Origin of the sequence: Hydrogenophaga pseudoflava NBRC 102511, assembly GCF_001592285.1 — a bacterium.
Lineage (GTDB): Bacteria > Pseudomonadota > Gammaproteobacteria > Burkholderiales > Burkholderiaceae_C > Hydrogenophaga > Hydrogenophaga pseudoflava.
The window spans coordinates 159,782-184,241 of record NZ_BCWQ01000004.1; the positions used below are offsets into that span (position 1 = coordinate 159,782).

Annotated in this window: 29 protein-coding genes; 11 read left to right on the plus strand and 18 right to left on the minus strand. The window is 69.0% G+C overall.

Translation table 11 applies throughout. The annotated features are described in order from the left end of the window. Nucleotides 1–9 precede the first annotated feature (9 nt). The 4 genes from HPS01S_RS07000 to HPS01S_RS07015 are packed head-to-tail and all read left to right on the plus strand — an operon-like array spanning nt 10 to nt 2,634. Nucleotides 10–891 (plus strand): EamA family transporter, encoded by an 882-nt coding sequence (locus HPS01S_RS07000; RefSeq protein ID WP_066153057.1) that lies wholly within the window; start codon nt 10–12, stop codon nt 889–891. Between the two features lie 5 nt (nt 892–896). Further along, on the plus strand, nt 897–1,745 hold the full coding sequence (locus tag HPS01S_RS07005) for a DUF429 domain-containing protein (protein WP_066153060.1): 849 nt from the start codon (nt 897–899) through the stop codon (nt 1,743–1,745). Between the two features lie 23 nt (nt 1,746–1,768). Continuing rightward, nucleotides 1,769–2,269: a 6,7-dimethyl-8-ribityllumazine synthase gene (locus HPS01S_RS07010; RefSeq protein WP_066153062.1), complete on the plus strand. Its 501-nt coding sequence runs from the start codon at nt 1,769–1,771 to the stop codon at nt 2,267–2,269. 11 nt (nt 2,270–2,280) lie between these two features. Further along, nucleotides 2,281–2,634, plus strand: a complete 354-nt coding sequence (locus HPS01S_RS07015) for a DUF1161 domain-containing protein (RefSeq protein ID WP_066153064.1) — start codon at nt 2,281–2,283, stop codon at nt 2,632–2,634. Between the two features lie 18 nt (nt 2,635–2,652). Here the strand turns inward: HPS01S_RS07015 and HPS01S_RS07020 are convergent, their stop codons facing one another. The 3 genes from HPS01S_RS07020 to HPS01S_RS07030 form a co-directional block, all read right to left on the minus strand. Then, nucleotides 2,653–3,498, minus strand: coding sequence for an enoyl-CoA hydratase-related protein (locus HPS01S_RS07020; RefSeq protein WP_066153066.1), 846 nt, complete (start codon nt 3,496–3,498; stop codon nt 2,653–2,655). Further along, entirely contained in the window at nt 3,461–4,699 is a 1,239-nt protein-coding gene (locus tag HPS01S_RS07025) for a Y-family DNA polymerase (protein WP_066153426.1), read from the minus strand. Before HPS01S_RS07025 ends, HPS01S_RS07020 begins: the two co-directional genes overlap by 38 nt. Before the next feature lie 99 nt (nt 4,700–4,798). After that, complete coding sequence (locus tag HPS01S_RS07030) at nt 4,799–5,335, minus strand: anti-sigma factor domain-containing protein (protein WP_066153069.1); 537 nt, start codon at nt 5,333–5,335, stop codon at nt 4,799–4,801. Nucleotides 5,336–5,486: 151 nt separating this feature from the next. Here HPS01S_RS07030 and HPS01S_RS07035 point away from each other — a divergent pair, with 151 nt between their 5' ends. Both HPS01S_RS07035 and HPS01S_RS07040 read left to right on the plus strand, forming a co-directional pair. After that, nucleotides 5,487–6,743 (plus strand): hypothetical protein, encoded by a 1,257-nt coding sequence (locus tag HPS01S_RS07035; protein ID WP_143434345.1) that lies wholly within the window; start codon nt 5,487–5,489, stop codon nt 6,741–6,743. Between the two features lie 102 nt (nt 6,744–6,845). Further along, a complete protein-coding gene (locus HPS01S_RS07040) occupies nt 6,846–7,859 on the plus strand; it encodes a BLUF domain-containing protein (RefSeq protein WP_066153075.1) in 1,014 nt (337 codons plus the stop codon). A 1-nt stretch (nt 7,860) separates the two neighbouring features. Here HPS01S_RS07040 and HPS01S_RS07045 read toward each other — a convergent pair whose 3' ends face one another. The 5 genes from HPS01S_RS07045 to HPS01S_RS07065 all read right to left on the minus strand — a co-directional run bounded on the left by HPS01S_RS07045 (nt 7,861) and on the right by HPS01S_RS07065 (nt 11,764). Further along, nucleotides 7,861–9,015, minus strand: a complete 1,155-nt coding sequence (locus HPS01S_RS07045; protein ID WP_066153078.1) for an alpha-hydroxy acid oxidase — start codon at nt 9,013–9,015, stop codon at nt 7,861–7,863. A gap of 110 nt (nt 9,016–9,125) precedes the next feature. Beyond that, entirely contained in the window at nt 9,126–10,508 is a 1,383-nt protein-coding gene (locus HPS01S_RS07050) for a sensor histidine kinase (RefSeq protein ID WP_066153080.1), read from the minus strand. Nucleotides 10,509–10,517: 9 nt separating this feature from the next. Then, complete coding sequence (locus HPS01S_RS07055; protein WP_066153083.1) at nt 10,518–10,895, minus strand: response regulator transcription factor; 378 nt, start codon at nt 10,893–10,895, stop codon at nt 10,518–10,520. Nucleotides 10,896–10,970: 75 nt separating this feature from the next. Continuing rightward, a complete protein-coding gene (locus tag HPS01S_RS07060) occupies nt 10,971–11,279 on the minus strand; it encodes a BON domain-containing protein (RefSeq protein WP_066153086.1) in 309 nt (102 codons plus the stop codon). A 53-nt stretch (nt 11,280–11,332) separates the two neighbouring features. Next, nucleotides 11,333–11,764 (minus strand): BON domain-containing protein, encoded by a 432-nt coding sequence (locus HPS01S_RS07065; protein WP_066153088.1) that lies wholly within the window; start codon nt 11,762–11,764, stop codon nt 11,333–11,335. Between the two features lie 276 nt (nt 11,765–12,040). Between HPS01S_RS07065 and HPS01S_RS07070 the strand changes: the two genes are divergently transcribed. Continuing rightward, a complete protein-coding gene (locus tag HPS01S_RS07070) occupies nt 12,041–12,673 on the plus strand; it encodes a response regulator (RefSeq protein WP_066153090.1) in 633 nt (210 codons plus the stop codon). A gap of 21 nt (nt 12,674–12,694) precedes the next feature. On the opposite strand, the gene HPS01S_RS07075 is transcribed toward HPS01S_RS07070, so the two are convergent. From HPS01S_RS07075 to HPS01S_RS07090, 5 genes are all read right to left on the minus strand, one after another. Then, nucleotides 12,695–13,303, minus strand: a complete 609-nt coding sequence (locus HPS01S_RS07075) for a hypothetical protein (RefSeq protein WP_066153093.1) — start codon at nt 13,301–13,303, stop codon at nt 12,695–12,697. Beyond that, nucleotides 13,300–13,665 carry a phage holin family protein gene (locus tag HPS01S_RS07080; protein WP_066153096.1) on the minus strand — a complete coding sequence of 122 codons (366 nt, stop codon included), beginning with the start codon at nt 13,663–13,665 and terminating at the stop codon, nt 13,300–13,302. Before HPS01S_RS07080 ends, HPS01S_RS07075 begins: the two co-directional genes overlap by 4 nt. Nucleotides 13,666–13,703: 38 nt before the next feature. After that, nucleotides 13,704–14,126: a hypothetical protein gene (locus tag HPS01S_RS07085; RefSeq protein WP_066153099.1), complete on the minus strand. Its 423-nt coding sequence runs from the start codon at nt 14,124–14,126 to the stop codon at nt 13,704–13,706. Between the two features lie 55 nt (nt 14,127–14,181). Next, on the minus strand, nt 14,182–14,343 hold the full coding sequence (locus HPS01S_RS21485) for a DUF1328 domain-containing protein (RefSeq protein ID WP_084397135.1): 162 nt from the start codon (nt 14,341–14,343) through the stop codon (nt 14,182–14,184). 86 nt (nt 14,344–14,429) lie between these two features. Continuing rightward, nucleotides 14,430–15,617, minus strand: a complete 1,188-nt coding sequence (locus tag HPS01S_RS07090; RefSeq protein WP_066153102.1) for an AI-2E family transporter — start codon at nt 15,615–15,617, stop codon at nt 14,430–14,432. 238 nt (nt 15,618–15,855) lie between these two features. Here HPS01S_RS07090 and HPS01S_RS07095 point away from each other — a divergent pair, with 238 nt between their 5' ends. After that, nucleotides 15,856–17,142 carry a hypothetical protein gene (locus HPS01S_RS07095; protein WP_066153431.1) on the plus strand — a complete coding sequence of 429 codons (1,287 nt, stop codon included), beginning with the start codon at nt 15,856–15,858 and terminating at the stop codon, nt 17,140–17,142. A 40-nt stretch (nt 17,143–17,182) separates the two neighbouring features. Here the strand turns inward: HPS01S_RS07095 and HPS01S_RS22355 are convergent, their stop codons facing one another. Further along, the gene (locus tag HPS01S_RS22355; protein ID WP_066153105.1) at nt 17,183–18,727 is read right to left on the minus strand and encodes a bifunctional aminoglycoside phosphotransferase/ATP-binding protein; all 1,545 of its coding nucleotides are present in this window, start codon (nt 18,725–18,727) and stop codon (nt 17,183–17,185) included. 85 nt (nt 18,728–18,812) lie between these two features. Here HPS01S_RS22355 and HPS01S_RS07105 point away from each other — a divergent pair, with 85 nt between their 5' ends. Further along, nucleotides 18,813–20,348: an AMP-binding protein gene (locus tag HPS01S_RS07105; RefSeq protein WP_066153106.1), complete on the plus strand. Its 1,536-nt coding sequence runs from the start codon at nt 18,813–18,815 to the stop codon at nt 20,346–20,348. Nucleotides 20,349–20,459: 111 nt separating this feature from the next. On the opposite strand, the gene HPS01S_RS21750 is transcribed toward HPS01S_RS07105, so the two are convergent. Together HPS01S_RS21750 and HPS01S_RS07110 are read right to left on the minus strand one after the other, a co-directional pair. Continuing rightward, nucleotides 20,460–21,224 carry a hypothetical protein gene (locus HPS01S_RS21750; protein WP_157576129.1) on the minus strand — a complete coding sequence of 255 codons (765 nt, stop codon included), beginning with the start codon at nt 21,222–21,224 and terminating at the stop codon, nt 20,460–20,462. 46 nt (nt 21,225–21,270) lie between these two features. Further along, nucleotides 21,271–21,804 carry a GNAT family N-acetyltransferase gene (locus HPS01S_RS07110; RefSeq protein ID WP_066153109.1) on the minus strand — a complete coding sequence of 178 codons (534 nt, stop codon included), beginning with the start codon at nt 21,802–21,804 and terminating at the stop codon, nt 21,271–21,273. A gap of 169 nt (nt 21,805–21,973) precedes the next feature. On the opposite strand from HPS01S_RS07110, the gene HPS01S_RS21950 reads away from it, so the two are divergent. After that, nucleotides 21,974–22,183, plus strand: coding sequence for a putative motility protein (locus HPS01S_RS21950; protein WP_066153112.1), 210 nt, complete (start codon nt 21,974–21,976; stop codon nt 22,181–22,183). A 12-nt stretch (nt 22,184–22,195) separates the two neighbouring features. Here the strand turns inward: HPS01S_RS21950 and HPS01S_RS07120 are convergent, their stop codons facing one another. Together HPS01S_RS07120 and HPS01S_RS07125 are read right to left on the minus strand one after the other, a co-directional pair. Then, nucleotides 22,196–23,689 (minus strand): MFS transporter, encoded by a 1,494-nt coding sequence (locus HPS01S_RS07120; protein ID WP_066153114.1) that lies wholly within the window; start codon nt 23,687–23,689, stop codon nt 22,196–22,198. Next, the gene (locus tag HPS01S_RS07125) at nt 23,686–24,027 is read right to left on the minus strand and encodes a low molecular weight protein tyrosine phosphatase family protein (RefSeq protein ID WP_066153115.1); all 342 of its coding nucleotides are present in this window, start codon (nt 24,025–24,027) and stop codon (nt 23,686–23,688) included. Before HPS01S_RS07125 ends, HPS01S_RS07120 begins: the two co-directional genes overlap by 4 nt. Nucleotides 24,028–24,118: 91 nt before the next feature. Between HPS01S_RS07125 and HPS01S_RS07130 the strand changes: the two genes are divergently transcribed. Further along, nucleotides 24,119–24,454, plus strand: a complete 336-nt coding sequence (locus HPS01S_RS07130; protein WP_066153118.1) for an SMR family transporter — start codon at nt 24,119–24,121, stop codon at nt 24,452–24,454. Nucleotides 24,455–24,460 lie beyond the last annotated feature (6 nt).

Consider the following 24,460-nt stretch of genomic DNA (forward strand, 5'->3'; position numbering starts at 1 on the left):
TGGTTTCGAGTGACCCCCACCGCCTTCGCGCTCATCGTGCTTGCCGGCCTGATCCACGCGGGCTGGAACATCGTCGCCAAGAAGGCGGCGGGTGACGCGCGCTTCGCGTTCTTCACCGCCTTCATCATGATGCTGCTCTGGGCCCCGCTGGGCTGGTGGCTGGGGCGCGACGTGGTGCCCACCTGGGGTCGCACCGAGTGGGCGCTGGTGGTGGCCAGCGGCGTGTTGCACGTCTTCTATTACGTGATCCTGCTGCGCGGCTACCGCAAGGCCGACCTGACCGTGGTCTACCCGCTGGCGCGCGGCAGCGGCCCGCTGCTGTCGTCGCTGGTGGCCATCGTCTTCCTGGGCGAGCGCATCTCGGCGCTGGGCGCGGCGGGCATTGTGGGCGTGGTGCTCGGCGTGTTCCTGATCGCCGGTGGTCCGGGCCTGTGGCGCGCGGCGCACGACCCGGTGGCGCGCAAGCGGGTGCGCAAGGGCATGTTCTACGGCGTGCTGACCGGCGCCTTCATCGCCTCCTACACCCTGGTCGACGGCTATGCGGTGCGCTGGCTGCTGATGTCGCCCATCCTGGTCGACTACATGGGCAACTTCGTGCGCGTGGCCCTGCTGACGCCGGCCGTGCTGCGCGACCGCGCCACCGCCTGGGTGCTGTGGCAGCGCCAGTGGCGCTACGCCCTGGCCGTCGCTGCGGTCAGCCCCATCGCCTACGTGCTGGTGCTCTACGCCATGCAGCAGGCGCCGCTCTCGCACGTGGCGCCTGCGCGCGAGGTGTCGATGCTGTTCGCGGCGCTGATCGGCGGCCAGCTGCTGGGTGAGGGCGAACGCGGTCTGCGCATCCTGGGGGCCTGCTGCATCGCGGCGGGCGTGGCGGCGCTGGGACTCGGGTGACGGCGATGGACAGGCACCCCGTCACCCTGCTGGGCTGCGACTTCACCAGCGCGCCCTCGAAGCGCAAGCCGGTCACACTGGCCGTGGGCCGCAGCGACCGCGGGCGCGTGCTGCTGGAGCGCATCGAGACCTTCGAGACCCTGGACGCCTGGCAGGCCCGGCTGGCCGAGTCGCCCGGCGGCGGCTGGGTCGGCGGTTTCGACCTGCCGTTCGGCCTGCCGCGCGAGCTGGTCGAAACCCTGGGCTGGCCCACCGCCTGGTGCGACTGCATGGCGCACTATGCGGCGCTCACGCGCGAACAGATCCGCGATACCTTCGCGGCCTTCTGCGATGCGCGCCCCGCCGGTGGCAAGTTCGCCCACCGCGCCACCGACGGCCCGGCCGGGTCGAGCCCGAGCATGAAGTGGGTCAACCCGCCGGTGGCCTTCATGCTGCACGCGGGCGTGCCGCGCCTGATCGCCGCCGGTGCGAGCCTGCCCGGCCTGCACGAGGGTGACCCGCGGCGCGTGGCGCTGGAGGCCTACCCCGGCCTGCTGGCGCGCAGTGTGCTCGGCAGCACCTCGTACAAGAGCGATGACCGGGCGAAGCAGACGCCCGAGCGACTGATCGCGCGCAAGACCCTGATCCACGCGCTGGAGCTGGGCGACGCGCCGCTGCTGCGCGGCGCCGGCCTGCGCCTCAAGCTCAGCCACGCCCAGCGCGACGCCCTGGCCGACGACGCCAGCGGCGACACCCTCGACGCAGTGCTGTGCCTGCTGCAGGCGGCCTGGGCGCTGCAGCAGCACACCTCGGGTCACCCCTGTTACGGTCTGCCACCGTTCGACCCGCTCGAAGGCTGGATCACCGGGGCCTGACATCCCGGACAATACCGGCACCCATGAGCACCTCCACCCCCGCCACCCTTCCCACCGGTCTGCCTGCCGATCTGCGGTTTGCCTTCGTCGAAGCCGTCTGGCACGCCGACATCGTCCAGCAGGCGCGCGACGCCTTCCTCGCCCGCATGGCCGAAGCCGGCATCGGCCCGGAGCGCATCGACCTGTTCGATGTGCCCGGTGCGTTCGAGATTCCGCTGCACGCCCAGCGCCTGGCCCGTTCGGGCCGCTACGCCGCCGTGGTCGGCAGCGCGCTGGTGGTGGACGACGGCATCTACCGGTTCGACGCGCTGATGCAGACCGTGGTCCAGGCCATGATGAACGTGCAGCTGGACACCGGTGTGCCGACCATCCTGGCCGTACACACGCCGCACCACTTCCGCGAACACGCCGAGCATCGCAAGTACTTCCTGCGCCACTTTGCGGTCAAGGGCACCGAGGCGGCCGACGCCTGCCTGCAGACCGTGGCCGGTTTGCGGCGGCTCGATGGCTTGCTGGCGTCCTGAGGGGGCGTGCGATGAGATCCACACGCTGGGCCGCGCTGGCCCTGGGCCTGGTGAGCAGCGGTGCTTTTGCCGCCGACATCTGCGAACCGCTGCGCGAGCACATCGAGTTCCAGATCGCCAGCACCGGTGCCACCGGCTTTGCGGTGATCGTGGTGGACGCGGACGCCGAGGTGGCGGGCAAGGTGGTCGGCACCTGCGCCCGCGGCGCGCGCAAGCTGGTCTACGTGCGGGCCAGCACGCCACCGGCGGCGGGGCGTCCGGCCCGGCCGGCCGCCACCGTGGCCTCGCGCACGGACGACGCGGACATCATCACCGAGTGCCGCGACGGCACCGTGGTGCGCGGCAACGCCAGCTGCAAGCCCTGAGCGGCGCCCGCCGCGCGCTCAGCCCAGTTCCTTGAAGGATTGCAGCGCCGACAGCGGCGTGAACTGCCCGGCGCGCTTGTCCTTCATCGCGGCGATGGACTCGCGCACGTGTGCGTTGCTCCAGATCGCGCCCTGCAGCCAGCCCATCTGGCGCAGGCTGTCCTCCACGCTGTGGTCGCGCGCGTAGGTCACGGCCTGCTTGGTGCCCCAGATGGCGATGGGCGGCTTGCTGGCAATTTCTTTCGCGCACTGCAGCGCGGCGGCCAGCATCGCCTCGGGCGTGTCGAACACGGCGTTGACCAGGCCGTATTGCTCCGCCTTGGCGGCGCCCAGGCGGCGGCCGGTGTAGGCCAGCTCCTTGACCACGGCGAAGGGTACGAGCTTGGGCAGCCGCTGCAGCGTGCCCACGTCGGCCACCATGCCGATGTTGATTTCCTGGATACAGAAGAAGGCATCCTGCGTGGCGTAGCGGATGCAGCCGGTGGTGACCATGTCCACCGCGCCGCCGATGCAGCCGCCCTGAATGGCGAAGATCACCGGGCAGCGCAGCGCCTCGATCTTCGTGAACGTGGCCTGCATGTCGGTCAGCAGGTCGAAGATGGCGGCGCGGCCTTCCGGGCTCTGGTCGTCCATCTGGATGGCACCGGCGAAGGTCTCCAGTGCCATGCCGGCACTGAAATGTTTGCCGGTGGAGCTGATGACCAGCGCGCGCGCCGTGCCCTCTCGGTGCAGCTGCGTGACGATCTCGTCCAGCTCGCGCCAGAAGGTCGGGTGCATGGTGTTCATCGCCTCGGGGCGGCTGAGCACCAGATGGGCAATGTGCCCGTCAATCCAGTTCAGGGAAAAGCAGGTCGGTGCGCTCATGGTCGGCTTTCGGGTGTCGGGGGGGAGGGGTCGCGCCACTGTAGTGCGCCGCCTCGGCACCTTCTGTCCCGGGTTTGACCAGCTTGCCCACGCGCACGCCCAGCAGGCGGAAGCGCCGGGACAGGTCCACCCGCTTGAGGCACAGGCCCGCGTGCCGGCGGATGACGGCCGCATCGGCGGTGGCCACGGCTATGGTGGTGTCGCGCGTGACCTTCTCGAAGTTGTCGAAGGTGATCTTGATGCCGATGGTGCGGCCGGTGTAGCCCTTGCGCTGCAGGTCCGCGGCCACCTGCTCGCACAGCCGCGTGAGCACGGCGCCGGCTTCGGCCCGGTCGCGCACCGCGTGCAGGTCGCGGTCGAACGTGGTCTCGCGGCTCATGCTGACCGGCTCGCTCTCGGTCTCCACCGGCCGGTCGTCGCGACCCCAGGCGGAATCGTGCAGCCAGGCGCCGTAGCTCTTGCCGAAGGTCTCGACCAGCCAGGGCTTCTCGCGCGCCGCCAGCTCGCCGATGGTGTGGATGCCGTGGCTCTGCAGCTTCGCGTCGGCCTTCGGACCGACGCCGTTGATCTTGCGGCAGGGCAGGGGCCAGATCATGGCTTCCAGGTCCTCGGGCCGCACGATGCTGATGCCGTTGGGCTTGTTGAACTCGCTGGCCATCTTGGCCAGCAGCTTGTTGGGCGCCACGCCGATGGAGCAGGTCAGTCCCGTGGCCTGGAAGATGGACTTCTGGATCAGCCGCGCCAGCACGCGCCCGCCCTCGCGCTGGCCGCCGGGCACGTCGGTGAAGTCGATGTAGACCTCGTCCACGCCGCGGTCCTGCATCACGGGCGCGATCTCCAGGATGGTCTGCTTGAACAGGCGCGAGAGGCGCTTGACCTCCTCGAAGTCCACCGGCAGCAGGATGGCGTCCGGACACAGTTTGGCGGCCTTCATCAGCCCCATGGCCGAGCCGACGCCGAACTGGCGCGCCGCGTAGGTGGCGGTTGTGGCCACGCCACGGCCCACGTAGTCCTTCAGGCGCGGGAAGAAGTCCACCGGGATGCGGTCCAGCGTGGCCGGGCCCCACTCGCGTTCGGGCCAGGCCTGGCGCAGGCGTTCGAACATTTCGGCTTCGCGCCGGCGCCCGCCGCCGATGACCATGGGCAGGCCCTTGAGCTGCGGGTAGCGCAGCAGCTCGACCGACGCGTAGAACGCGTCCATGTCGAGGTGGGCGATGCGGCGGGGTCGGGGCGCGGACTCGGTCACGGTGCCGCGAGCATAGCGCCGCAGCGCCCTGCCGAGCCCGCCCCGGAGCGGCCCTTATATGGCCTTGTGCACCAGGGCGCCCTTGAACAGCCAGGGCAGGCGCGGGCCCTGGGCTTCCGGCACACCGCCCTTGTCTTCGACGCTGATCGCCAGCTCGGCCACGCCCGCCAGCGCCGCCTCCTGCGCCGGCAGCTGCAGGGTCTTGAACTTGCTCTCGATCACGCCCAGCGAGCGCGGCGCCTGGCCGTCCTTCACCGCCCACAGCTGCATGCTGTCTTCGCGGCCTTCCTTGACCTCGTTCAGGCGCTGCAGCTGCAGCACACCGGCCTGCGGGTCCATGGTCACCAGCATGGCCGCAGTCCCCTGGTCGTCCAGCAGCACCGCGATGTGGCGGATCTGCGGCACATTGGCCACCTTGGCCTGCAGGTGGCCGATCTGCGCCTTGAGCTGCTCGTAGAGGCTGGCACTGGCGGCCCAGCCCAGCATCAGCGCCAGAAGCAGGACGATGGCCAGTGCGCGCCACCACGGCGAGACGCGGCGGCTGGCGGGGGTGCGGGGGGTGTCGGTCGGGACGGTGTGCGGATCGTTCATGCCGGAAGTATGCCCGCGAGGAGCGGGGGGCCGGGGCGCTGTCTGACACCAGCGGCGGTACACTGCGCCGCATACTGAACGCCGTCCACCGCCTGCGGCGCCGGCATCCGATGCCACAGAAGCGGAGGTCCTTTTTCACTCACGGCCAGACATGCAAGTTCTAGAAATGGCGATCTGGTCTGCCATGGCGGGTGTCCTGGTGACCCTGACCGTGGCGGCGACGTTCGACGTGGCCACCCGCCCCAGCCTGTCGTCGGCCCGCTCGTGGCTGAGCCTGGTGCTCACCGGTGGCGCCTGCATCCTGATGTCGGGCCTGCCGGAGGCGCTGTGGCCCTCCTGGAACGAGATCAACTGGCTGCCGCTGAAGGCCACGATCGGCCCCCTGTGCGGCGCGCTGGCGATGACCTACCTCGGGCTGTGGTCGGGCCTGCGCAGCGAAGACCTGCTGGTGCGGCGCGTGATGGGACCGGGTGCGTCGTTTCTGGTGGGCGGCACCTTCCTCCTGCTGGGCCTGGTGGTCGCCGGCCTGCCGGCCGACACCGTGCTCCTGCTGACCGGCGCGGTCAACAGCCTGGCGGTGCTGATGGGCGTTCTGATCGCCGTGCGCAGCGTGACACTGGGCGACCAGCTCTCGCGCTGGATGGTGCTGGCCTGTCTCTGCCTGGCCCAGATGACCGCCGGGCTGTACGCCAAGGGCCTGGGCATGGACATGGGCAACGCCTACTGGACGCTCACCGCCTGTGCCACCGTCGGTTACTTCACCACCGTGGTCGTGCTGGTGCGCCAGCGCAGCCGCCACTTCCGGCACCTGCGGCGCCAGGCTGCGGGCCAGGTGCCGGCGATGGCCTCGGCCAGCCTCCCCGTCGGCGCCCATCTGGTGGCACGGGTGGAGGATGCGCTCTGGCGCAGCCAGCGCATGGGCCGCCCCTGCCTCGTGGCCGCGGTGTCGGTGTCCAACCTGTACGCCTACCGCGAGTCGCCGGTCATGAACCCGGAAGGGGACATCCTCGTGGCGCTGTCGGCGCGCATCCGGCAACTGGTGGGGTTCCGCAACGTCGTGGGCCTGTACCACCAGCGCTGCTTCGTGCTGGCCCTCTCGGCCGTTCAGGACCCGACGCGCGCCGAGCTGGTGACCGAGCGGGTGCTGCGCGAACTGCGCATGTCGGTCAGCGTCGGTCCCGATCCGCTCTCGCTGCCGTTCCAGCCGGAAGTGGCCATCGGTGTGGTCGACGTGCCGGCCGGCACCGACGAATCCGCCGCAGTCCGCATCATCAACCTGGCCGAACAACTGGCCCTGCATGCACACGACGAGCCCGAGCGGGTGCTGCGGCGCACCTGGGTGCTGCGGCCGCAGGCTCCGGTGGCGCTGTCGCCCTGGCTGGCCGAGACCCAGCCGGCCAGTCTCTGAACCCGGCTGGCGCCCCTCGCCGTGGCTTCAAAACCCCTGCAGGCATGACATCCTGCACAGCCTGTGCATGCTCGTCCGGTCGTTGCAGGGGGACAATTTCGCATGAGTTCCGTACTGCAGGACCCCGACAACACCAACTGGCCGGACAGCGGCAGCGAACTGTCGCGCCAGGAGCTCGGCCGCCTGATCTACGCCAGCATTTGCCAGGTCGATGGGCCCGTGCTCGACGAGATGCGCCGCATCCGCGACCACGCGGTGGTCAACAACCAGGCCCACAACCTCCGTGTCGCGCTGATGCACCGCTGCGGCTGGTTCGTCGAGTGGATCGAGGGGCCGCCCGACGGCATCAGGGCACTGCTGGAACGGGTCGCGCTTGACCCGCGCCATCGCAGCCTGCGGGTGGTGCACGAGAGCGTGGGCAAGCCGCGCCTGTTCAAGCCCTGGATCGGCTCCATCGCCCAAACCACCGAGACCACCGGCGAGTTCGCGCGCCGCGTGATGGCGTTGCAGGAGCGCCACCAGAAGGGCAAGGGCTATGAGCCGGCCAGCGTCTGGCGCTGCCTGTGTTCACCGCTGCCGGGACACGTCGAGGTGGCCGCTGCGAACGACGGCAGCTACCAGCGGGTGATGATGATGTCGGCCGCCCGCACCGATGCCTTCGATCTGCTGCGCTGGCTGTCCGCCCACGAACAGCGGGCCGTGGTGCACCGGCGCTTTGCTGGTGCGGCGCGCGATGCGCTGGACGTGGAAAGCGACTACCTCGACCTGCCGCAGCAGGCCGCCGCCGGCCGGCGGCTGATCGTCAATGCCCGCAAGGGCCTGGCGATGGGCATGACCCACGCCTTTCTGCCCGACTACGCAGCGGTGGTGATCCTGCTGGATGCCGACGCCGAACGCAACGAACACCTGCTGGACCGGCTGCTGACGGCCTGCCAGCACGTGCACCACCAGCCGGTGATCGTCGGGCTGGGGGCCGACAGCTGGTTCAGCGACTCGCTGCGCAGCGCGACCGAGGCCCGTGGCCTGCGCTGGCACGAGGCCCGCGCGGTCGGACCGTCGTCCGACATGGCCACGCTGTGGTGGGCCCTCAAACGAATCCTCGACGCGCTGAGCTGATTCAGGCGGTCGGGTAGGTGCCCGGCAGCAGGATGCCGGTGTCCACGTTCTGGATGTTGGTGTGGCCGCAGAAGGCCATGGTGATGTCCAGTTCCTTGTGGATGATCTGCAGCGCCTTGAACACGCCTTCTTCGCCCATCGCGCCCAGGCCGTAGACCATGGCGCGGCCGATCATGGTGCCGCGCGCGCCCAGGGCCCAGGCCTTGAGCACGTCCTGCCCGCTGCGGATGCCGCCGTCCATCCAGACCTCGATCTGCTCCCCCACCGCGGCCACGATGGCTGGCAGGGCCTCGATGCTGCTGGGCGCGCCGTCGAGCTGGCGGCCGCCGTGGTTGCTCACCACGATGGCGTCGGCGCCGCTGGCCACGGCCAGTTTCGCGTCCTCCACGTCCATGATGCCCTTGAGGATCAGCTTGCCGCCCCACTGCGCCTTGACCCAGGCCACGTCTTCCCACGACAGCGTGGGGTCGAACTGCTCGTTGGTCCAGGAGGCCAGCGACTTCATGTTGGTCACCGCCTTCACGTGGCCCACCAGGTTGCCGAAGCTGTGGCGCTTGGTGCCCGCCATGCCCAGGCACCAGCGCGGCTTGGTCATCAGGTTGATGATGTTGGCGATGGTGGGGCTGGGCGGCGCGGTCAGGCCGTTCTTCAGGTCCTTGTGGCGCTGGCCGATCACCTGCAGGTCCAGCGTCAGCACCAGCGCGCTGCAGCGGGCCGCGCGGGCGCGCTCGATCATGCGGGCCATGGCCTCGCGGTCGCGCATCATGTAGAGCTGGAACCAGAACGGCGCCGTGGTGTTCTGCGCGATGTCCTCGATCGAGCAGATGCTCATGGTCGAGAGCGTGAACGGGATGCCGAAGCGCTCGGCCGCCTTGGCCGCCTTGATCTCGCCGTCGGCGCTCTGCATGCCGGTCAGGCCCACGGGCGCGATGCACACCGGCATCTTCACGTCCTGCCCCACCATCTTGGTGGCGGTGGTGCGGTTTTCCATGTTCACCGCCACGCGCTGGCGCAGCTTGATCTTCTGGAAGTCCTCGCTGTTGGCGCGGTAGGTGCCCTCGGTCCACGAGCCGGAATCGGCGTAGTCGTAGAACATGCGCGGCACGCGCTTCTCGGCCAGGACGCGCAGGTCTTCGATGTTGGTGATCACGGGCATGGGTTGTCTCCGGGGTGGGCTTGAATGCACCGGATCGTAGCGGCGGCGGTGGCGCGCGCCCATTGAAAACCGCTTTTCGGCTTTGAAATTTGCTGCGGGGGCGGCCCGGCTCAGGCCGGCACCGGCCGGGACGGCAGCGTCGCGACGATGGTGGTGCCGGCGCCCGGCGCACTGTCCACCCGCAGCGTGCCGCCGTGCGACTCCACCCGCACGCGCATGCCCAGCAGACCGTGGCGACCGTGCGGCACGCGCTGCGGGTCGAAGCCCTTGCCGTTGTCGTGAACGCTCAGGCGCACCGTGGGCCCCTCGGCCTGCAGGCGCACCCGGGCCTCGGTGCAACCGGCGTACTTGCCGATGTTGGTCAGCGACTCCTGTGCGATGCGGTAGAGCGCGAGCTGCGCCGGCTTGTCCAGGGCCACATCCTGCAGTTCGGCGTGCACCGGCCTGTCCAGCCGCTCGGCCATCTCGCGGCACAGGATCTCCAGCGCCTGCACCAGGCCCAGCTGCGACAGCGCGGACGGGTGCAGGTCTTCGATGATGCGGCGCTTGAGGGCGATGCCCTCGCCCAGGCGGGCCTCGATCGCCAGGATGCGCTCGACCGCCTTCGCGGGCAGGTCGGGCTGGCGGCGCAGCCGGGCAAAGTCCAGCTTCATCGACGTCAGCAGCCCGCCCATCTCGTCGTGCAGTTCGCGGGCGATGTGGGCGCGTTCGTCTTCGCGCACGTTGACCAGGTGGGTGGCCATCTCGCTCAGCTCGGCGGTGCGTTCCTTCACCCGGGCCGCCAGGCGCTGTCCTTCTTCGAGCATCTGCTGGTCGCCCCGGTGCAGCTGGCGCTGGAACAGGAACAGGCCGAGCATGGTGGCCAGCGCCAGCAGGTGCACGGCCATGCGGTTGATCATCAGCGCGTCGTAGAGGTTGACACGCGACTTCTGCTGCACCGCGGCCGTCTGTTCCAGCACCTCGGCAAAGGCCTGGCGCAGGGCGTTGCGGCGCTCCAGGCTGGCGCTGCTGGCGGCGGCGGCGATCGCCGGGGCGCGCTCGCCGCGCGCCACCATGGCGATCCAGGACTCGGTGGTGCGGATGTGTTCGTCGATCAGGCGCTCGATCGGTTCCACCGACACCGTCTCCTCCGGAACTTCCCGGGTGAGCAGGGCGAAGGCGCTGTCCTTGACCGCTTGCAGCTCCTCCACCGCGGCGCGGTAGCGGATGGCCTCCTCGGGGCTGGCGGTGAGGATGTAGGAGCGGGCGTACAGGCCCACTTCGGTGAGCCGCTGCAGCGTCTCGGCCGATTTCACGCGGGCGTCGGTGAGTGCGATGTCGTTGTCCAGCGTGGCCCCGGAGTGCTGGTAGGCGCTCTCGTTGACCACCATGCCCACCACCCCCAGGGCGATCACGATGGGCATGGTGTAGCGGCCGCGGGCGGCCAGTTCAAAGCGGTGGCGGAACCGCTGGACGCGTTCGGCGTCGGGCGTGAGGCTGGGCGGCGGAGGCATGCGGCAGTCTCAGGCCTCGGCCAGCTTGTCGCAATAGTCGATCAGGGCGTCGAGGTCGCGGGACTTGTCGAACACCTCGGCCGCCCCCAGCGCCAGGCAGCGCCGCCGCACCTCCGGGGTCGCGAAGTTGGAGAGCACCACGCGCTGGGCGCGCATCTGCATGCCCTGCGCCGCTTCCAGCACGCCCAGGCCGCTGCCGGCGGCCAGGAAGATGTCGACGATCACCAGGTCGAGGTCGGTGGCATGTTCGTGCAACCCGCGCACCGCGGCCTCTTCGGACGGCGCAGACCCCACGATCCGGACATCGGTCAGCTCCTCCAGGGTGGCGACCAGGTTGCTGAGGATGGTGGGGTTGTCTTCGACGATGAATGCGCTGAGGGTCGGCATGGAACTCGGGCCAGGAAGGTCCTGCAACGATAGCCACTGTGCGCGGCCACCGCTGTAGGACGTGTCTGACACACTTTATTTCACGATGATGTCGTTGGTCACACGTGTGACACCTTTCACGTTGGCCGCGATGGTGGCGGCCTGATCGCGTTCGGCGCTGTTCTTGGCAAAGCCCGAGAGCTGCACCACACCCTTGAGCGTTTCCACCTTGATGGACATGGCGCTGACGATCGGGTCTTCGGCGAAGCGGGCCTTGACCTGGGTGGTGATGGTGGTGTCGTCGATGTAGGACCCCACGGTCTGCTGGTCGCGCGCCACGGCGCAGCCGGTGATGGTGACAGCGCCGAGGGCGAGGGCCGAGGCGAGGGCGATGGTCTTGAGCATGTGGATCTCCTGTGTTGGGGGGGTGATCGGTGGTCGGTTCAGGGTCGGCCCTGTCAGCCCACCACCAGCTTGTTCTGGACCTCGGTCACGCCTTCGACGGCCTTGGCCAGTGTGGTGGCCCGTTCGGCGGCTTCGGCGCTGGGCGCCGGGCCGGTCAGCGACACCACGCCCTGCACGGTGTCGACGTCGATCTTGAGGGCGCTGAGCTGGTCGTCGGCGGCCAGTGCGGCCTTGACCTTGGTGGTGATGGCCATGTCCGTGGCCGCGGTGGTCACGGACTGGACGGCCTGCTCACCTTCGCGCTTGATGTCGGCGGCAGTGCTCTCCATGTCCTGGCGCGCCTGCAAGGCGGCCTGCTCGGTGCTGGTCATGGCGCCGTCGATCTTCTGGCCGACCGTGGCCTCTTCCTTCTGTCCGCAGGCGGTCAGCGACAGCAGAACGGCGGTGGTGGCAATGACCACTTGTGCTCGGTTGGAAAGTTTCATCTCGTGCTCCTTGGATGGGTTGGCGGAAGGCCGGGCCGGTGCGTGGACCGACCCGGAACAGCCAGGGCGAAGGACTCGCCGCGCTGTGTGGTCACTGTAGAAAACGCAGCGCCCGCGGGCTGTCGGTCGGGCCCCTGTGCCCCTGTAGGACAGCGCCCCGCCCGGCTGTCGGAGGGGTGTAGGAACTGTCTGACGGACAGCGCGGCTACCCCGCGCTACATTGGTTGAGCCGCCTGCGGGCGGCACGCACGAGAGAACCAGACTCAAGGAGAACGCATGATCCGGATTGGCATCGTCGACGACCACGCGGTGGTGAGGGCCGGGCTGCGGCAGTACCTGGCCGACCATGTGGACCTGCGCGTCACGGGGGAAGCCACCAACGGCGCCGAAGCCCTGGAGCTGGCCCGCGCGGGCGAGGTGGACGTGCTGCTGCTGGACATCTCCATGCCCGACCAGAGCGGCGTGGACGCGCTCAAGGCCATCAAGGCCCGCTTCCCCGACCTGGCCGTGCTCATCCTCAGCGGCTTCCCCGAGGCGCACTACGCCACCAACCTGCTGCGCCTGGGCGCCAGCGGCTACCTCAACAAGGAGTGCGAGCCGGACGAGATCGTGCTGGCCATCCGCACCGTGTCCATGGGGCGCAAGTACATCAGCCAGGCGGTGGCCACGCTGCTGGCCGAAGGTGTGGCCGGCGGTCTGGACCGGCCGCCGCACGAGCTGCTGTCCGAGCGCGAGCTGCAGGTGTTCCTGCGGCTGGCCAAGGGCGAGACCATCGGCGCCATGGCCGAGGCGATGTTCCTGAGCGTGAAGACGGTGAGCACCTACCGCACCCGCGTGCTGGAAAAGCTCAAGCTCTCCAGCAACAGCGAACTCACCTACTACGCGATGACCAACGGGCTGATCCAGTGAGCCCGCGGGCGCCGGGCGGCCTCAGGGGCCGTCGGTGGGAGGAGGGGCAGGTGTTGGTGTAGGTGCAGGGGGCGGTGGCTGGCCCCTGCCTTTGAGCCAGGCCGTGAGCGCACCGATCAGGGCCAGCTGCACCGGCGCCTGCGCCAGCTGCTGCCACAGCAGGCGGCCCACGCGGTGGGGCAGGTCGCGGGTCTGGCGGCGCAGCGTGGTCGCCACCCAGGGCCGGGCCATCATCAATGCGCCGCCCACGGCGGCAGCCGCCGCCAGGCTGGCCCAGGGGTGCCGCCGCACCACCGGCCGCACCTCGTCGGCCAGGGTGCCCGCCACCAGCTCCACCGACGCGTGCCAGGGCTGGCGCGTCCACCAGCGGCGCGCCAGCGCACGCGCGGTGCGCCAGGCGGCCCGGGGCAGGCCGTCGCGCCGGGCGCGGGCCATGAGTGAATTCATCAGCGAGGCCACCAGGCCCACGACGCCCGCATCACCGCTGGCAGCGTGAGCGCCGCGTTCCGATGGTGCCGGGTACAGCCGCTGGATCAGCAGCGTGCGCGAGGCATCCAGACGCGCGAGCGCCAGCGCCTTGCGCTGGGCGGCCGTCGGCGGTCGTTCGGGCAACGGAGGCTGCGGGTTCATTCTTCGTCCAGGATGCGCAGCGTCGCCAGGTCCTGCGCCATCTGCTGGCGCAAGGCTGCGAAGGGTGGTGAATGTTCCAGGCGATGCGCCCGCCAGGCCAGCAGGGCCGCCAGCAGCAGCGGCACCGCGGGAATGGCCACCAGCAGCCAGGGCATGGGCATGGCCGCCAGCGGCACGACGGCCACCGCGATGCCTGCCACACCCGCGAGCCCCAGGGCCAGCACCGCCAGCAGGGCAGCGGCGCTGTTCAGACCGGCACGGTGCTTCCACTGCGTGCCCCACTCGTCCAGCTCGGCCGAGGCGAGGTCCACGTAGGCGTCGGCATGCTCCAGCACCAGGCCGGGCTGCCGCGCCAGGGCCATGAAGGCGGGGTGTATCACCGTGCGGGCCCTGGCCGGTGTCAGTAGCGCTCGGCGCGGCGGCGGGCGGCCCAGGTCACCAGCAGCGTGGCCGCGGCGCCGGCGGCGGCGGCCATCAGCAGGGCCTTGGCCGGCTCCTGGCGCACGTAGTCGGTGGTGCGCTCGCCCACCTCGTGGGCCTTGTTGGCCACGACCGTGCCCGCGGCGCGGGCCTTGTCGATGCCCGCACGGGCCAGGTCTTCGGCGCGGTGGGCGGCGCGGTTCAGGTGCACCGGCACGGCGTCGCGCACCTGGCGCAGGCCGGCCTGGATGCTGGCTTCCGCCTCGGCCGCGGCGCGGCGCGACTCGCTCAGCAGCTCATCGGCCCGGTCGGCGGTGCGGGCCACGGCCTGCTGTGCGGTGTCCACGCCGGTGTCGATCATGTCCTGGGCGTTGTCCATGGTGGTCTTGACTTTGGTGCTCATGCGAATCTCCTGTGGTTGAAAGGAAGGGAATGAAACCGGGCGGTGTAAACACCCGTCAGCGCTTGAAAAGTCCGAAGACGAAGGTGGCCGCGGCCATGATCAGGAACACGAAGAACAGAATCTTCGCGATGCCGGCGGCGCTGGCGGCAATGCCTCCAAAGCCCAGCACGGCGGCGATCAGCGCGATCACGAAGAACACAACGGCGTAATGCAGCATGGCGATCTCCTGGTTGGTTACCGCAGCGCCACGGCTGCGATGGATTCAGTGTGCGCGCCGGTCGCAGGCGCTGGTGTCGGCCAAGGTCAGCGCGGCGTGTAGGACGCTGCCGACACCGCCTGGCGCGGCGGTGCGCTGCTGAACAGCACGTCCAGGAAGCGCAGCGGCGCGAGGTGCCGGCCCATCACCACCAGGCACACCGTCAGCGGTGTGGCCAGCACCAGCCCCACCGGCCCCCACAGCAGCGCCCAGAACGCGGCCGAGAGCAGCACCGCCAGCGGCGAGACGCCGGTGGAGCCGCCGTAGGCCAAGGGCTCGACCACGTTGTTGCTGACCAGCTCCAGCGTGGCGATCAGGCCCAGCGTCCACAGCACCATCGACCAGCCGGGGTCGACCGCGAACGCCAGCACCAGCGGGAACACCGCACCCAGCGCCGGTCCCAGGTAGGGCACGAAGCGCAGCAACGTCGCCAGCCCGCCCCACAGCCAGGCACCCGGCACCCCGATGCACCACAGCCCCAGGGCCATGGGCACGCCATAGCCCAGGTTCACCATCAGCTGCGCGGTGAGGTAGCGGCTCACGCGCCGGCCCGACTCCGTCAGCGCCTCGGCCATGCGCGGCGTGTCGCCGCCCAGCAGCCGCAGCAGGCGGTCGCGCAGCTCGGCGCGCTGCAGCAGCATGATCACCGCCAGGATCAGCACGAAGGCCACCGTGGCCAGCTGCACGCCCACCGTCATCACCAGGTCGATGGTGCGGGCGCTGCCGCTGCGGGTTTCCACCGCCACCTGCTGCACCTTGGGGGCCGCGGTGCCCGGGGGCTCGAACGCGCGCGTGGTGGTTTCGACTTCCCGCGCCACCATGTCCATCAGGCGCGTCACCTCCCGCGTGGTGCCCGAGGGCGTCAGCGCCGGGCGCAGCTCGCGCAGCTTCTTCTGGATGTTCTGGCGGTGGGTGGGCAGTTCCTGCCCGAGTTCGCCCACCTGCACCGTCGCCACGGCCGCCGCACCCAGCAGCCCGGCCATGGCCAGCGTCATCACCATGCCCACAGCCAGGCACCGCGGCAGCCGCCGGCGCTGCAGCCAGTTCACCGCCGGGTCGAGCGCGAACGCCAGCAGCGCCGCCAGCGCCAGTGGGATCAGCAGCGCCTTGCCGAAGTGCAGACCCAGGATGCCGAGCGCCAGCGCGACGCCGCAGAGCACGAAGCGCTGCACGCCGGGCATTACCGGCTGGGCCGGTGCGGGTGTGGTGGAAATGACCGTGTGGGGGATGTTCATGGCGGGGGTCCGGAGGTCGCAGGTGACCGGATGTTCCGGCCGCCGGCCGCGGGTGCCTGTCGGCCGCGCCCGCGCCGCCGTGTCGGACAGCGCCGACACGGTGCCCGCATGCCTTGCCCGGGGGAGCGCGGCGCCAGACGCCGTCTTGGAAGCGCCAGGGGCGCGGCGTATCATGGTTTTTGCAGGCCGTCGCCCGCAACGGAGGAACCCCATGGTGCAGCGTTTTTCGAAGCAGCTTGTGCAATCCCTTCAACCCCTGGCGGCGGTCGCCGCGCTGGCGTGCACACCACTGGTGGCGCAGGCTCAGACCGCACCCACCCAGCTCTGGATCGACCTCTCCACCTCCACCATGACCGGCATGCCCGAGTTCATGCAGGGCGGCGTGGGCGGCGTCATCGGCGGGCTGTTCGGCGGCGGCAAGGGTGGTGGTGGGTCACACGTCTACGGCCACGCCAGCGGCCGCTTCATCCAGCAGGGCAGCCAACCGGGCCTGACCGGCGCCTTCCCGCCCAGCCGCGTGATCGACGTGGCGCTGTACAACCCGCGCAAGCCCGGCACCGAGGCCGCGCTGTTCGTGCCGCTGACCATGGGCATGGGCGAATCACTGCCGCTGGTGCCACCCAGCCCCAGCTTCAAGGAGGCGGGCGAGGGCGGCCCGACCGAGGTGCCCGAGATCAAGGGCCGCATCCTCATCTACTGGGGTTGCGGCGAGGCGGTGCGTGCCGGCCAGCCCAAGGTCATCAACCTCTCCAACAACCCCGCCGCCTGGGCCGGTGCGCTGGCTGGCCGCATGGCGCCCGAGCGTGCGGCCCGTGTGGGCGCGCAGCACGCGCTCTACCCGAACGAGAAGAACACGGTGAACCCGAAGGCCGACACCTCGCTGCAGGGCGTGCACCAGGTGCGTGGCGAGGGCGTGCCCGAGTCGATGCAGTTCACCCTGGCCGAGCGGCAGGACCTGATGCCCGCCATCCAGCTGCAGCAGCAGGGCGACCCGTCGCAGAGCATCCGCCTCGCCTGGCAGCCGGTGCCGCGCGCCGCCGCCTACCACCTGCACGCCATGGGCATGGCGGGCGACGACATGGTGCTCTGGTCCAGCGCCGACAACGGCGACGCCGGCCTGGGCCTGTTCGACTACCTCACCGAAACCACGGCCACCAAGTGGGTGAAGGACAAGGTGCTGCTCTCGCCCGAGACCACGCAGTGCGCCGTGCCCCAGGGCATCTTCGCGGGTGGGCAGGGCGGCGGCGGCCGGGCCGAGGCCGGCGGCGCGATGCTGCGCATGATCGCTTACGGCCCCGAGAGCCACTTCAGCCACCCGGTGCGCCCGCCCAAGGCCCCGAACAACTGGCAGCCCGAGTGGGCGGTGCGCGTGCGCGCCAAGAGCCAGACCATGGCGATGCTCGGCATGGACATGGCGGGCATGGCCAGCGGCCGCGACAGCGCCCCGGCGCCGCAGGAAGAAAAGCCCTCGGGCGGCCTGCCCGGCGCGGCCGGCAGCATCCTGCGCGGCATCTTCGGGCGCTGAGCGTTCGCGAAGTCGGGCGCTTGCGCGGCGCCCGCCGGCCTCAGGCCGGCAGCGCCAGCACCCGCTCGGCCTCGGTCAGCGGCTCCAGCCAGCCGAACTGCTGCTCCAGCACCGCCAACGTCGCCTCCGAGGCGTCCTTGCCACTGGCCTGGCGCGCGCTGATGCGCCGCCGCAGCTCGTCCGCGGGCGCCTCGCAGGCCAGGATGTGGAAGGGGCAGCCCTCGGCCTCGGCCAGCTCGGCGAACGAGCGCCGCTCGGCTTCGCGCAGAAAGGCCGCGTCCACCACCACCGACCAGCCGTCCTGCAGCAGCATGCGGGCGCGCGCGCGCAGCGAGGCGTAGGTTTCCTCATGCGCCTGCGGACGGTACAGGCCCGTGTTCAGGCCCGAGCCGCTGGCCGCCAGCGGGCTCACGCCGTGCAGGCGCTTGCGCTCCACGTCCGAGCGCAGGCGGATCGCGCGGCCCGTGGCTTCGGTCTGCAGCCAGCGGCCCGAAGCCCAGGTCTTGCCACTGCCCGACAGGCCGTGGGTGATGACCAGCTGCGGCGCGGGCGGGTGGGCGATGTCCTGCGCCAGCGCCAGGTAGCGCCGCGCCTCGGCCAGGTGTTCGTCCGCTTCCGGCGTGCCGGCCAGCTGCCCCGCGCGGATCGCCGCCACCTTGGCGCGCACGCCCGCCCGGTAGCTCGCAAAAAAACCCCAGACGGTGTGCGCCGACACGTCGCCGCTGGCGTCGGTCCACTCGCTCAGCAGCACGTTCGCCAGCCCCGGCTGGCCGTGGTCCAGCAGGTCCATCCAGCAGAAGGCCATGTCGCTGGTCACGTCGATCCAGCGCAGCTCATCGTTGAATTCGATGGCGTCGAAGGGCAGGACCTCATCGTCCACCAGCACGAGGTTGGCCAGGTGCAGATCGCCGTGGCCCTCGCGCACACGCTCCTTCTGCCGCCGCCGCGAGAGCAGGGGTTCGATGGCGATGAAGCGCTGCTCGGTCCAGTCGCTCAGCGCCTGCACCAGCGCAGCGTCGGCGGGCGCCTTCAGCATTGCGCGCAGGGTGTTGAAGTTGTCGCGCGGCCAGCGCATCGCCGCCGTCGCGTGGCCCCAGGGCTGGGTCTTGCCGGCCACCGCCGCGCGCGCCTGGAACGCCGCCATGCGCCGCGCCAGCCCCGCCACATGCTCCGCCGTCAGTTCGCCGCGCCGGCACACATGGTCCAGCCGCGCCGCTTCGTCGAAGCGCCGCATCTGCACCGCGTATTCGATGGCCGGCAGCCCGTCGCCCGCCGCGCCCCAGCGCGGGTTGTCCGGCGTGCCGACGATGGGCAGAACGCCCAGGTACAGGTGGGTGGCCGGGCGGTCGTGTTGCTGGAAGCGCCGGTTCACCCGGATCTCGGTCTCGCAGGCGTGGCGCCGCGCGCCCAGGGTGCCGAAGTCCATGAACGCGAAGCGCACCGGCTTCTTGACCTTGTAGGCGAACTCGCCCGCCAGCAGCACCCAGGCGCCGTGCGTTTCCATCAGCTCGACGCGGTCGACGGGGTGTGTGTAGCGCGCAGGCTCCAGCAGCGCGGTGATCAACGGGGGCAGGGTGTCGCTCATGCGAACCACTGTAAGGCCGCACACCCTCCGGCTGCCTGACGCCGGCTGACAATCCCCTTTCCTGCCCCCCACCGGAGACGGCTCCATGAACCTCGCCCACCTGTTGCAGCGCAAGGCCCTCGAACACCCGGACCGCCCGGCCATCTACAGCGGCACCCGGCCCGTGGCCACTCATGGCCAGTGGGCCGAGCGTGCCGAGAGAGTAGGCGCTCACATGTGCGCCGCCGGCCTGCAGCCCGGCGACCGCGTCGTGCTGTTCATGCGCAACCACCCGCGATACCTGGAACTGCTGTTCGGCGCCTGGTGGGCCGGGCTGGTGGCGGTGCCGGTGAACGCCAAACTGCACCTCAAGGAAGTGCAGTGGATCGTGGAGAACGCCGGCGCGCGCTGGGCCTTCGCCACGTCGGACATCGTGCCGGACCCGGCCGAACTCACTGGGCTGGATGGCGTGACGGACGTGGACAGCGCCGAATGCGACGCCTGGATCAACGACGGCGAAGGCCTCTCATATATAGAAGAGCGCGCCCCCGACGACACCGCCTGGCTGTTCTACACCAGCGGCACCACCGGCAGGCCCAAGGGCGTGATGATCACGCACCGCAACCTGCTCACCATGGGGCTGGGCTACTTCAACGACGTCGATCCCGTCGCGGCGCAGGACGCCATCGCCTACGCCGCGCCCATGTCGCACGGGGCGGGGCTCTACGCCCTCCCGCACCTCATGGCCGGCGCGCGGCACGTGGTGCCCGCCTCGGGCGGCTTCGACGCCGCCGAGCTGTTCGAGCTCGGCCGCCAGCTCGGCCCGCTCTCGCTGTTCGCTGCCCCGACCATCGTCAAACGCATCGTCGACGAGGCCGAGGCGCAGGGCCTCACGCCGGAGCAGTGCGGCCAGAGCTTCAAGACCATAGTCTACGGCGGCGCGCCCATGTACGCCGCCGACATCCGCCGCGCGCTGCGCACCATGGGCCCGCGCTTCGTGCAGATCTACGGCCAGGGCGAAAGCCCCATGACCGGCACCGCCCTCAGCCGCGCCCACCTGGCCGACACCGCGCACCCGCAGCACGAAGCGCGCATCGCCTCCGTCGGCGTGGCGCAGACGCCCGTGTGCATCCGCGTCGCGGGGCCGGACGGCCAAGCGCTGCCCGCGGGTGAGGTGGGCGAAGTGCTGATCCGCGGCGACAGCGTCATGGCCGGCTACTGGCGCAACCCCGAGGCCACCGCAGCCGCCATCCGCGATGGCTGGCTCTGGACCGGCGACATGGGCGCGCTCGACGCCGACGGCTTTTTGACCCTCAAGGACCGCAGCAAGGACCTCATCATCAGCGGCGGATCAAACATCTACCCGCGCGAGGTGGAAGAGGTGCTGCTGCACGCGCCCGGCGTGGCCGAAGTCGCCGTGGTCGGCGCGCCCGACCCCGAATGGGGCGAAATCGTGGTGGCCTTCGTGGTGCCGCAGCCCGGGGCGGCATTGGATGCGAAGACGCTGGACGCTTTCTGCCTCGACCAGATCGCCCGCTTCAAGCGGCCCAAGCGGTACGAGTTTGTGGCGGCGCTGCCGAAGAACAACTACGGGAAGGTGTTGAAGACGGTGTTGCGAGGGTGGGCGACGGAAAATGTATGAAGCAAGACTTTGCCAAAGGTCGCTTCTATTTGCCGGAGAGTGTAGGTTTTTCGCTTGATTGAATTGAATCTATTTTCTCAAGATTGCTGGGTCGAAATGTGCAGGGTTATGCTAATCTTGTTTGCCATGTTTCTCAATGACGGCTGACGTCATTGTTTTGCAGATTTCGAGTATCTTATTGCTTGTTTGTGAGCAATATTCTCTATCAATTGGCATGAGAGTCTCTCCTTCCTTGCAAGTGTATTTGATTTTTTGTGAGTCTAGCTTCCGTAGGTAAGTTTTGTTGCACTTCCAGTTGTTGTGTACACCTAAATCTCTTCTGGCTTTTGCTTCAATGTAGGTGCTCCAGTTGGTTTGAATGAGATTTTTATCTATCGATAGTGTGGTGCATATTTTTTCTAAATAGTCTTCGGGTTTTTCGTACATTAGCTTGTATACGTACTCATCAGCCGCTCTTTGAATAAGGTCGTTTAGTGATGTGGTTTCAACTATATCCTTTAGTTCAAACTGCGTTTTCCCTATTTTTTGTGGATAAACTGCCACTACTGCCTTGATGATCTCTGCGAAAAATGCTTCAGTGCTGGATATGAGGTCGATGAATAAAACTGATCTGAAATACTCATTCGCATTTGTATTGTGTTGAGACAAGAGCTTGTTTAGTCTTAGATATGAAGCTTGAATTGTATTTTTATCTAGTTCTTGGCTTGAGGTAGTTGCATTGGTTTTGGCTATTTCAATCAGCTTGTTTGCTGATTCCACGCTACCCTCCAGAACAAAGATGTATGCTTCGCTGTAAACAAGAATTTTTATAAATAGCTTTTCATAGGCTTGCTTTACCTGCTCGGCGAGGCTTGTGTTTTTATTGTCGTTGATCATTTGATTGACTCATCTTCTTTCGGGTGCTTGTGTCAGATTGTTGTGGCTATTGAAAATTGACTTCCATAAACCGACTAAACGGATCCTCCCGGTAATCCGAAAACGGCCCGCATTCCACAAACCCGAACCGCCGGTACATCGCAATCGCCGGTTCAAACGCCGGCGTGCTGCCGGTTTCCAGGCTGACCCGCGCGTAGCCGCGCTCGCGGGCGAGGGTCAGCAACTCGGTGAGGATGGCCTGCGCGGCGCCCTGGCGCAGGTGGCGCGCACTGGTGCGCATGGACTTGAGTTCGCCGTGCCCGCCTTCGGTGGCGGTGGTGGGCGTCAGTTCCTTGAGGGCGCCCATGGCGAGCAGTTCGCCTTCGTCCCCCGGCTGGGCGTCCGCTGGCAGGCGCCAGGCGGTGAGGAAGGTGATCTCGGGCTGGCGCAGGCCGTTCAGGTCCAGCGCGAACACGCATTCGGGCGGTGAAGCGGCGCGCATGCCGGCCAGGTGTTCGTCCAGCAGGCTGAGCACCTGCGGGTGCGTGAGTTCGCGGTCAACGCGGATGTGAAACCGGCGCGGCGGTGCCTCTGCTGTCATGTCGCTCCCTCCCCGGGCGGTGCGTGTGGTCTGGCCGGAATGGCTCTGCGGCCATTTTGTTCGTTTTGTTACCAGTGAGGCAAGCGGCGCACCGGGGCCAGCAGCGCCGCCAGTTCAAGCCGCCTGTCCCACCGGCCGATACAGGCTGAACAGCTTCAAAGGATTTCCCATGGACATGTCCGTTTCTCCCGCCCTGGTCGTGGACCGCGTGGCCCAGACGCGCCGTGGCGCGGCCGAGCAGCAGGTGCAGATCGCGGTGCTCAAGGAGGCCATGCAGACGCAGGAGTCGGCCGCGGCCGCGCTGCTCAATGGGGTGGCCGGCAACCTGCCGCTGGCGGGCAGCGGCCCGGTGGGCACGCAGGTCAACACAATGGTGTGACCCGCGGGGCGGCTACGGCCGCCGCAGCATCCGCGCGGCCAGCACACTGGCGAGCAGCACCAGCACGCTGCTGGCCAGCGCGGTGAACTGCAGCGCGTCGGTGAACGCAGCCTGCGCGGCGCTCACCAGCGTCTGGGCCATGTCCGGTGGCAGCCGGTTCGCGGCTTCCAGGGCGCCACCGAGCGTGCTTTGCGCCTGCGCCGGCACATCGGCCAACCCCGCGCCGCCCAGCTGGTGGCGGTAGATGAGCGTGCCCGCGCTGCCGAACAGCGCGATGCCCAGTGCACCACTGAACTCCGATGCCGTTTCGGCGATGGACGAGGCCGCGCCCGCGCGCTCGGGCGGCGCCGAGGTGATGATCTGTTCGGTGCCCACCGCGAACACCGGTGCCATGCCCAGGCTGACCACCACCATGCCGGCCACCAGCACCCACAGCGCCCACGGGCCGTCGGCCGCCACCATCAACCCCATGCCCACGGCGGCCGACGCGAGGCCCCACACCAGCACCGGGCCGGGTCCATAGCGTGCGGCCATGCGCGGCGCCAGCACCATCGAGCCGAACACGAAGCCACCCGCCCAGGGCACGGTGGCCCAGCCGGCCTGCAGGGGCGTGAGCATCAGCACCATCTGCAGGTACTGCGCGATGAAGATGTAGACGCCGAACATGGCCAGGCACGACAGCGCGTAGGCCACGATGGCGGTTCGGAAGGTGGGAATGGTGAACAGCCGCAGCTCCAGCAGCGGGTAGTCGATGACGCGCTGGCGCCGCACGAACACCCAGCCCACCGCCACGCCCGCAGCGAGCAGCGCCAGCCGCGCCGTGCTGGGGCCGGCTTCGGCCATGGCCTTGATCGCGTAGATGGTGCCGAGCACGGCCACCAGCGAGAGCAGCACGCTCGGCGCGTCGATGCGGCCGGCATTCTCGTCGCGGTACTCGGGCAGCAGGCGCGGCCCCAGCACCAGCAGCAACACCATCACCGGCACCGCGGGCAGGAACACCGAGCCCCACCAGAAGTGCTCCAGCAGCCAGCCGCCCACCAGCGGGCCGATGGCGCTGCCGACTGAGAACGCGGTGATCCACACGCCGATGGCGAACTGGCGCTGCGTCTCGTCGTGGAACATGTTGCGGATCAGCGAGAGCGTGGACGGCGCCAGCGTGGCGCCGGCAATGCCCAGCAGCGCGCGCAGCACGATCAGCTCGGTGGGTGTGCGCGCGAACGCGGCCAGCACCGAGGCCACGGCAAAGAAGGCCGCGCCGGTCAGCAGCAAGCGGCGGCGACCGATTCGGTCGCCCAGCGTGCCCATGGTGATGAGGAAGCCGGCCACGAGAAAGCCGTAGATGTCGATGATCCACAGCAGCTGCGACGCGCTGGGCGTCAGTGCACGGCTGAGCGCCGGCACCGCGAGGTTGAGCACCGTCAGGTCCATGGCATAGACCAGACAGGGTAGGGCGATGACGGCCAGGCCCCACCATTCGCGGGGGGTGGCTTTGGCGGGATGGGTCATTCGATGTTCAGAAGGCTGCCGACCGACTGCTCCAGCAGCTCGACCAGCTCGGGGTCCATGTACTTGTACTCGTCGGGGATGTCGAGCACGTGAACTGGCTTGTCAGCCAGAAGGTCACCGAACTCCGCGACGAGCCGCGACTTGTGCTTCTGCTCCATCACGATCACCACGTCGGCCCAGTCGATGTCGGTGTCCGAGACCGTGTGGCGCGCACTGGGGCTGGTGCCGCCCGAGCGCACGTTGAGCAGCGGATGCCGCCGCCAGACCTGCTCGGCCGTGGGGCTGCGCCACTGGTTGCGGCTGCAGACGAAGAGGACGTTGAGTCGATCCCTGGGCATTCGTGCACTGTAGGACAAGCGCCGGGCGGACCCTGCGGTCAGGGTCATGGTGGTCCGGGCTGCGGGGTTCCGGTTGGGGAAAATTCCCTCCATGAAAGCCGCCTACCTCTACCTTGGCGCGGCCATCTTGGCCGAGGTGATCGCCACCTCCCTGCTCAAGACCTCACAAGGCTTCACCCGCCTGTGGCCCAGCGTGGCCACGGTGATCGGCTACGCGATCTCGTTCTACTGTCTGGCGCAGACGCTGGGCAGCGTGCCGACCGGCGTGGCCTACGCCATCTGGTCGGGCGTGGGCATCGTGCTGATCTCGCTGATCGCGTGGTGGGTGTACGGCCAGACGCTGGATGCGCCCGTGCTGATCGGCATGGGCCTGATCGTTGCCGGCGTGGTGGTGATCAACCTGTTCTCGAAGTCGGTGGCGCACTGATGAGCG

What these genes read in the sequence shown, in the direction of transcription:
- HPS01S_RS07080 (WP_066153096.1), bottom strand. Translation starts at nt 13,665, where the DNA reads ATGGCCCTGGCGCGGCAGCCCGGCCTGGTGCTGGAGCATGCCGACGCC.
- HPS01S_RS07060 (WP_066153086.1), bottom strand. Translation starts at nt 11,279, where the DNA reads ATGCTCAAGACCATCGCCCTCGCCTCGGCCCTCGCCCTCGGCGCTGTC.
- HPS01S_RS07085 (WP_066153099.1), bottom strand. Translation starts at nt 14,126, where the DNA reads ATGAGCACCAAAGTCAAGACCACCATGGACAACGCCCAGGACATGATC.
- HPS01S_RS07120 (WP_066153114.1), bottom strand. Translation starts at nt 23,689, where the DNA reads ATGACCCATCCCGCCAAAGCCACCCCCCGCGAATGGTGGGGCCTGGCC.
- HPS01S_RS07045 (WP_066153078.1), bottom strand. Translation starts at nt 9,015, where the DNA reads ATGCCCGTGATCACCAACATCGAAGACCTGCGCGTCCTGGCCGAGAAG.
- HPS01S_RS07015 (WP_066153064.1), top strand. Translation starts at nt 2,281, where the DNA reads ATGAGATCCACACGCTGGGCCGCGCTGGCCCTGGGCCTGGTGAGCAGC.
- HPS01S_RS21750 (WP_157576129.1), bottom strand. Translation starts at nt 21,224, where the DNA reads ATGATCAACGACAATAAAAACACAAGCCTCGCCGAGCAGGTAAAGCAA.
- HPS01S_RS07105 (WP_066153106.1), top strand. Translation starts at nt 18,813, where the DNA reads ATGAACCTCGCCCACCTGTTGCAGCGCAAGGCCCTCGAACACCCGGAC.
- HPS01S_RS07050 (WP_066153080.1), bottom strand. Translation starts at nt 10,508, where the DNA reads ATGCCTCCGCCGCCCAGCCTCACGCCCGACGCCGAACGCGTCCAGCGG.
- HPS01S_RS07125 (WP_066153115.1), bottom strand. Translation starts at nt 24,027, where the DNA reads ATGCCCAGGGATCGACTCAACGTCCTCTTCGTCTGCAGCCGCAACCAG.
- HPS01S_RS07110 (WP_066153109.1), bottom strand. Translation starts at nt 21,804, where the DNA reads ATGACAGCAGAGGCACCGCCGCGCCGGTTTCACATCCGCGTTGACCGC.
- HPS01S_RS07040 (WP_066153075.1), top strand. Translation starts at nt 6,846, where the DNA reads ATGAGTTCCGTACTGCAGGACCCCGACAACACCAACTGGCCGGACAGC.
- HPS01S_RS07055 (WP_066153083.1), bottom strand. Translation starts at nt 10,895, where the DNA reads ATGCCGACCCTCAGCGCATTCATCGTCGAAGACAACCCCACCATCCTC.
- HPS01S_RS07090 (WP_066153102.1), bottom strand. Translation starts at nt 15,617, where the DNA reads ATGAACATCCCCCACACGGTCATTTCCACCACACCCGCACCGGCCCAG.
- HPS01S_RS07030 (WP_066153069.1), bottom strand. Translation starts at nt 5,335, where the DNA reads ATGAACGATCCGCACACCGTCCCGACCGACACCCCCCGCACCCCCGCC.
- HPS01S_RS07130 (WP_066153118.1), top strand. Translation starts at nt 24,119, where the DNA reads ATGAAAGCCGCCTACCTCTACCTTGGCGCGGCCATCTTGGCCGAGGTG.
- HPS01S_RS07075 (WP_066153093.1), bottom strand. Translation starts at nt 13,303, where the DNA reads ATGAACCCGCAGCCTCCGTTGCCCGAACGACCGCCGACGGCCGCCCAG.
- HPS01S_RS07025 (WP_066153426.1), bottom strand. Translation starts at nt 4,699, where the DNA reads ATGGACGCGTTCTACGCGTCGGTCGAGCTGCTGCGCTACCCGCAGCTC.
- HPS01S_RS07020 (WP_066153066.1), bottom strand. Translation starts at nt 3,498, where the DNA reads ATGAGCGCACCGACCTGCTTTTCCCTGAACTGGATTGACGGGCACATT.
- HPS01S_RS21485 (WP_084397135.1), bottom strand. Translation starts at nt 14,343, where the DNA reads ATGCTGCATTACGCCGTTGTGTTCTTCGTGATCGCGCTGATCGCCGCC.
- HPS01S_RS07005 (WP_066153060.1), top strand. Translation starts at nt 897, where the DNA reads ATGGACAGGCACCCCGTCACCCTGCTGGGCTGCGACTTCACCAGCGCG.
- HPS01S_RS21950 (WP_066153112.1), top strand. Translation starts at nt 21,974, where the DNA reads ATGGACATGTCCGTTTCTCCCGCCCTGGTCGTGGACCGCGTGGCCCAG.
- HPS01S_RS07010 (WP_066153062.1), top strand. Translation starts at nt 1,769, where the DNA reads ATGAGCACCTCCACCCCCGCCACCCTTCCCACCGGTCTGCCTGCCGAT.
- HPS01S_RS07065 (WP_066153088.1), bottom strand. Translation starts at nt 11,764, where the DNA reads ATGAAACTTTCCAACCGAGCACAAGTGGTCATTGCCACCACCGCCGTT.
- HPS01S_RS07070 (WP_066153090.1), top strand. Translation starts at nt 12,041, where the DNA reads ATGATCCGGATTGGCATCGTCGACGACCACGCGGTGGTGAGGGCCGGG.
- HPS01S_RS22355 (WP_066153105.1), bottom strand. Translation starts at nt 18,727, where the DNA reads ATGAGCGACACCCTGCCCCCGTTGATCACCGCGCTGCTGGAGCCTGCG.
- HPS01S_RS07035 (WP_143434345.1), top strand. Translation starts at nt 5,487, where the DNA reads ATGCAAGTTCTAGAAATGGCGATCTGGTCTGCCATGGCGGGTGTCCTG.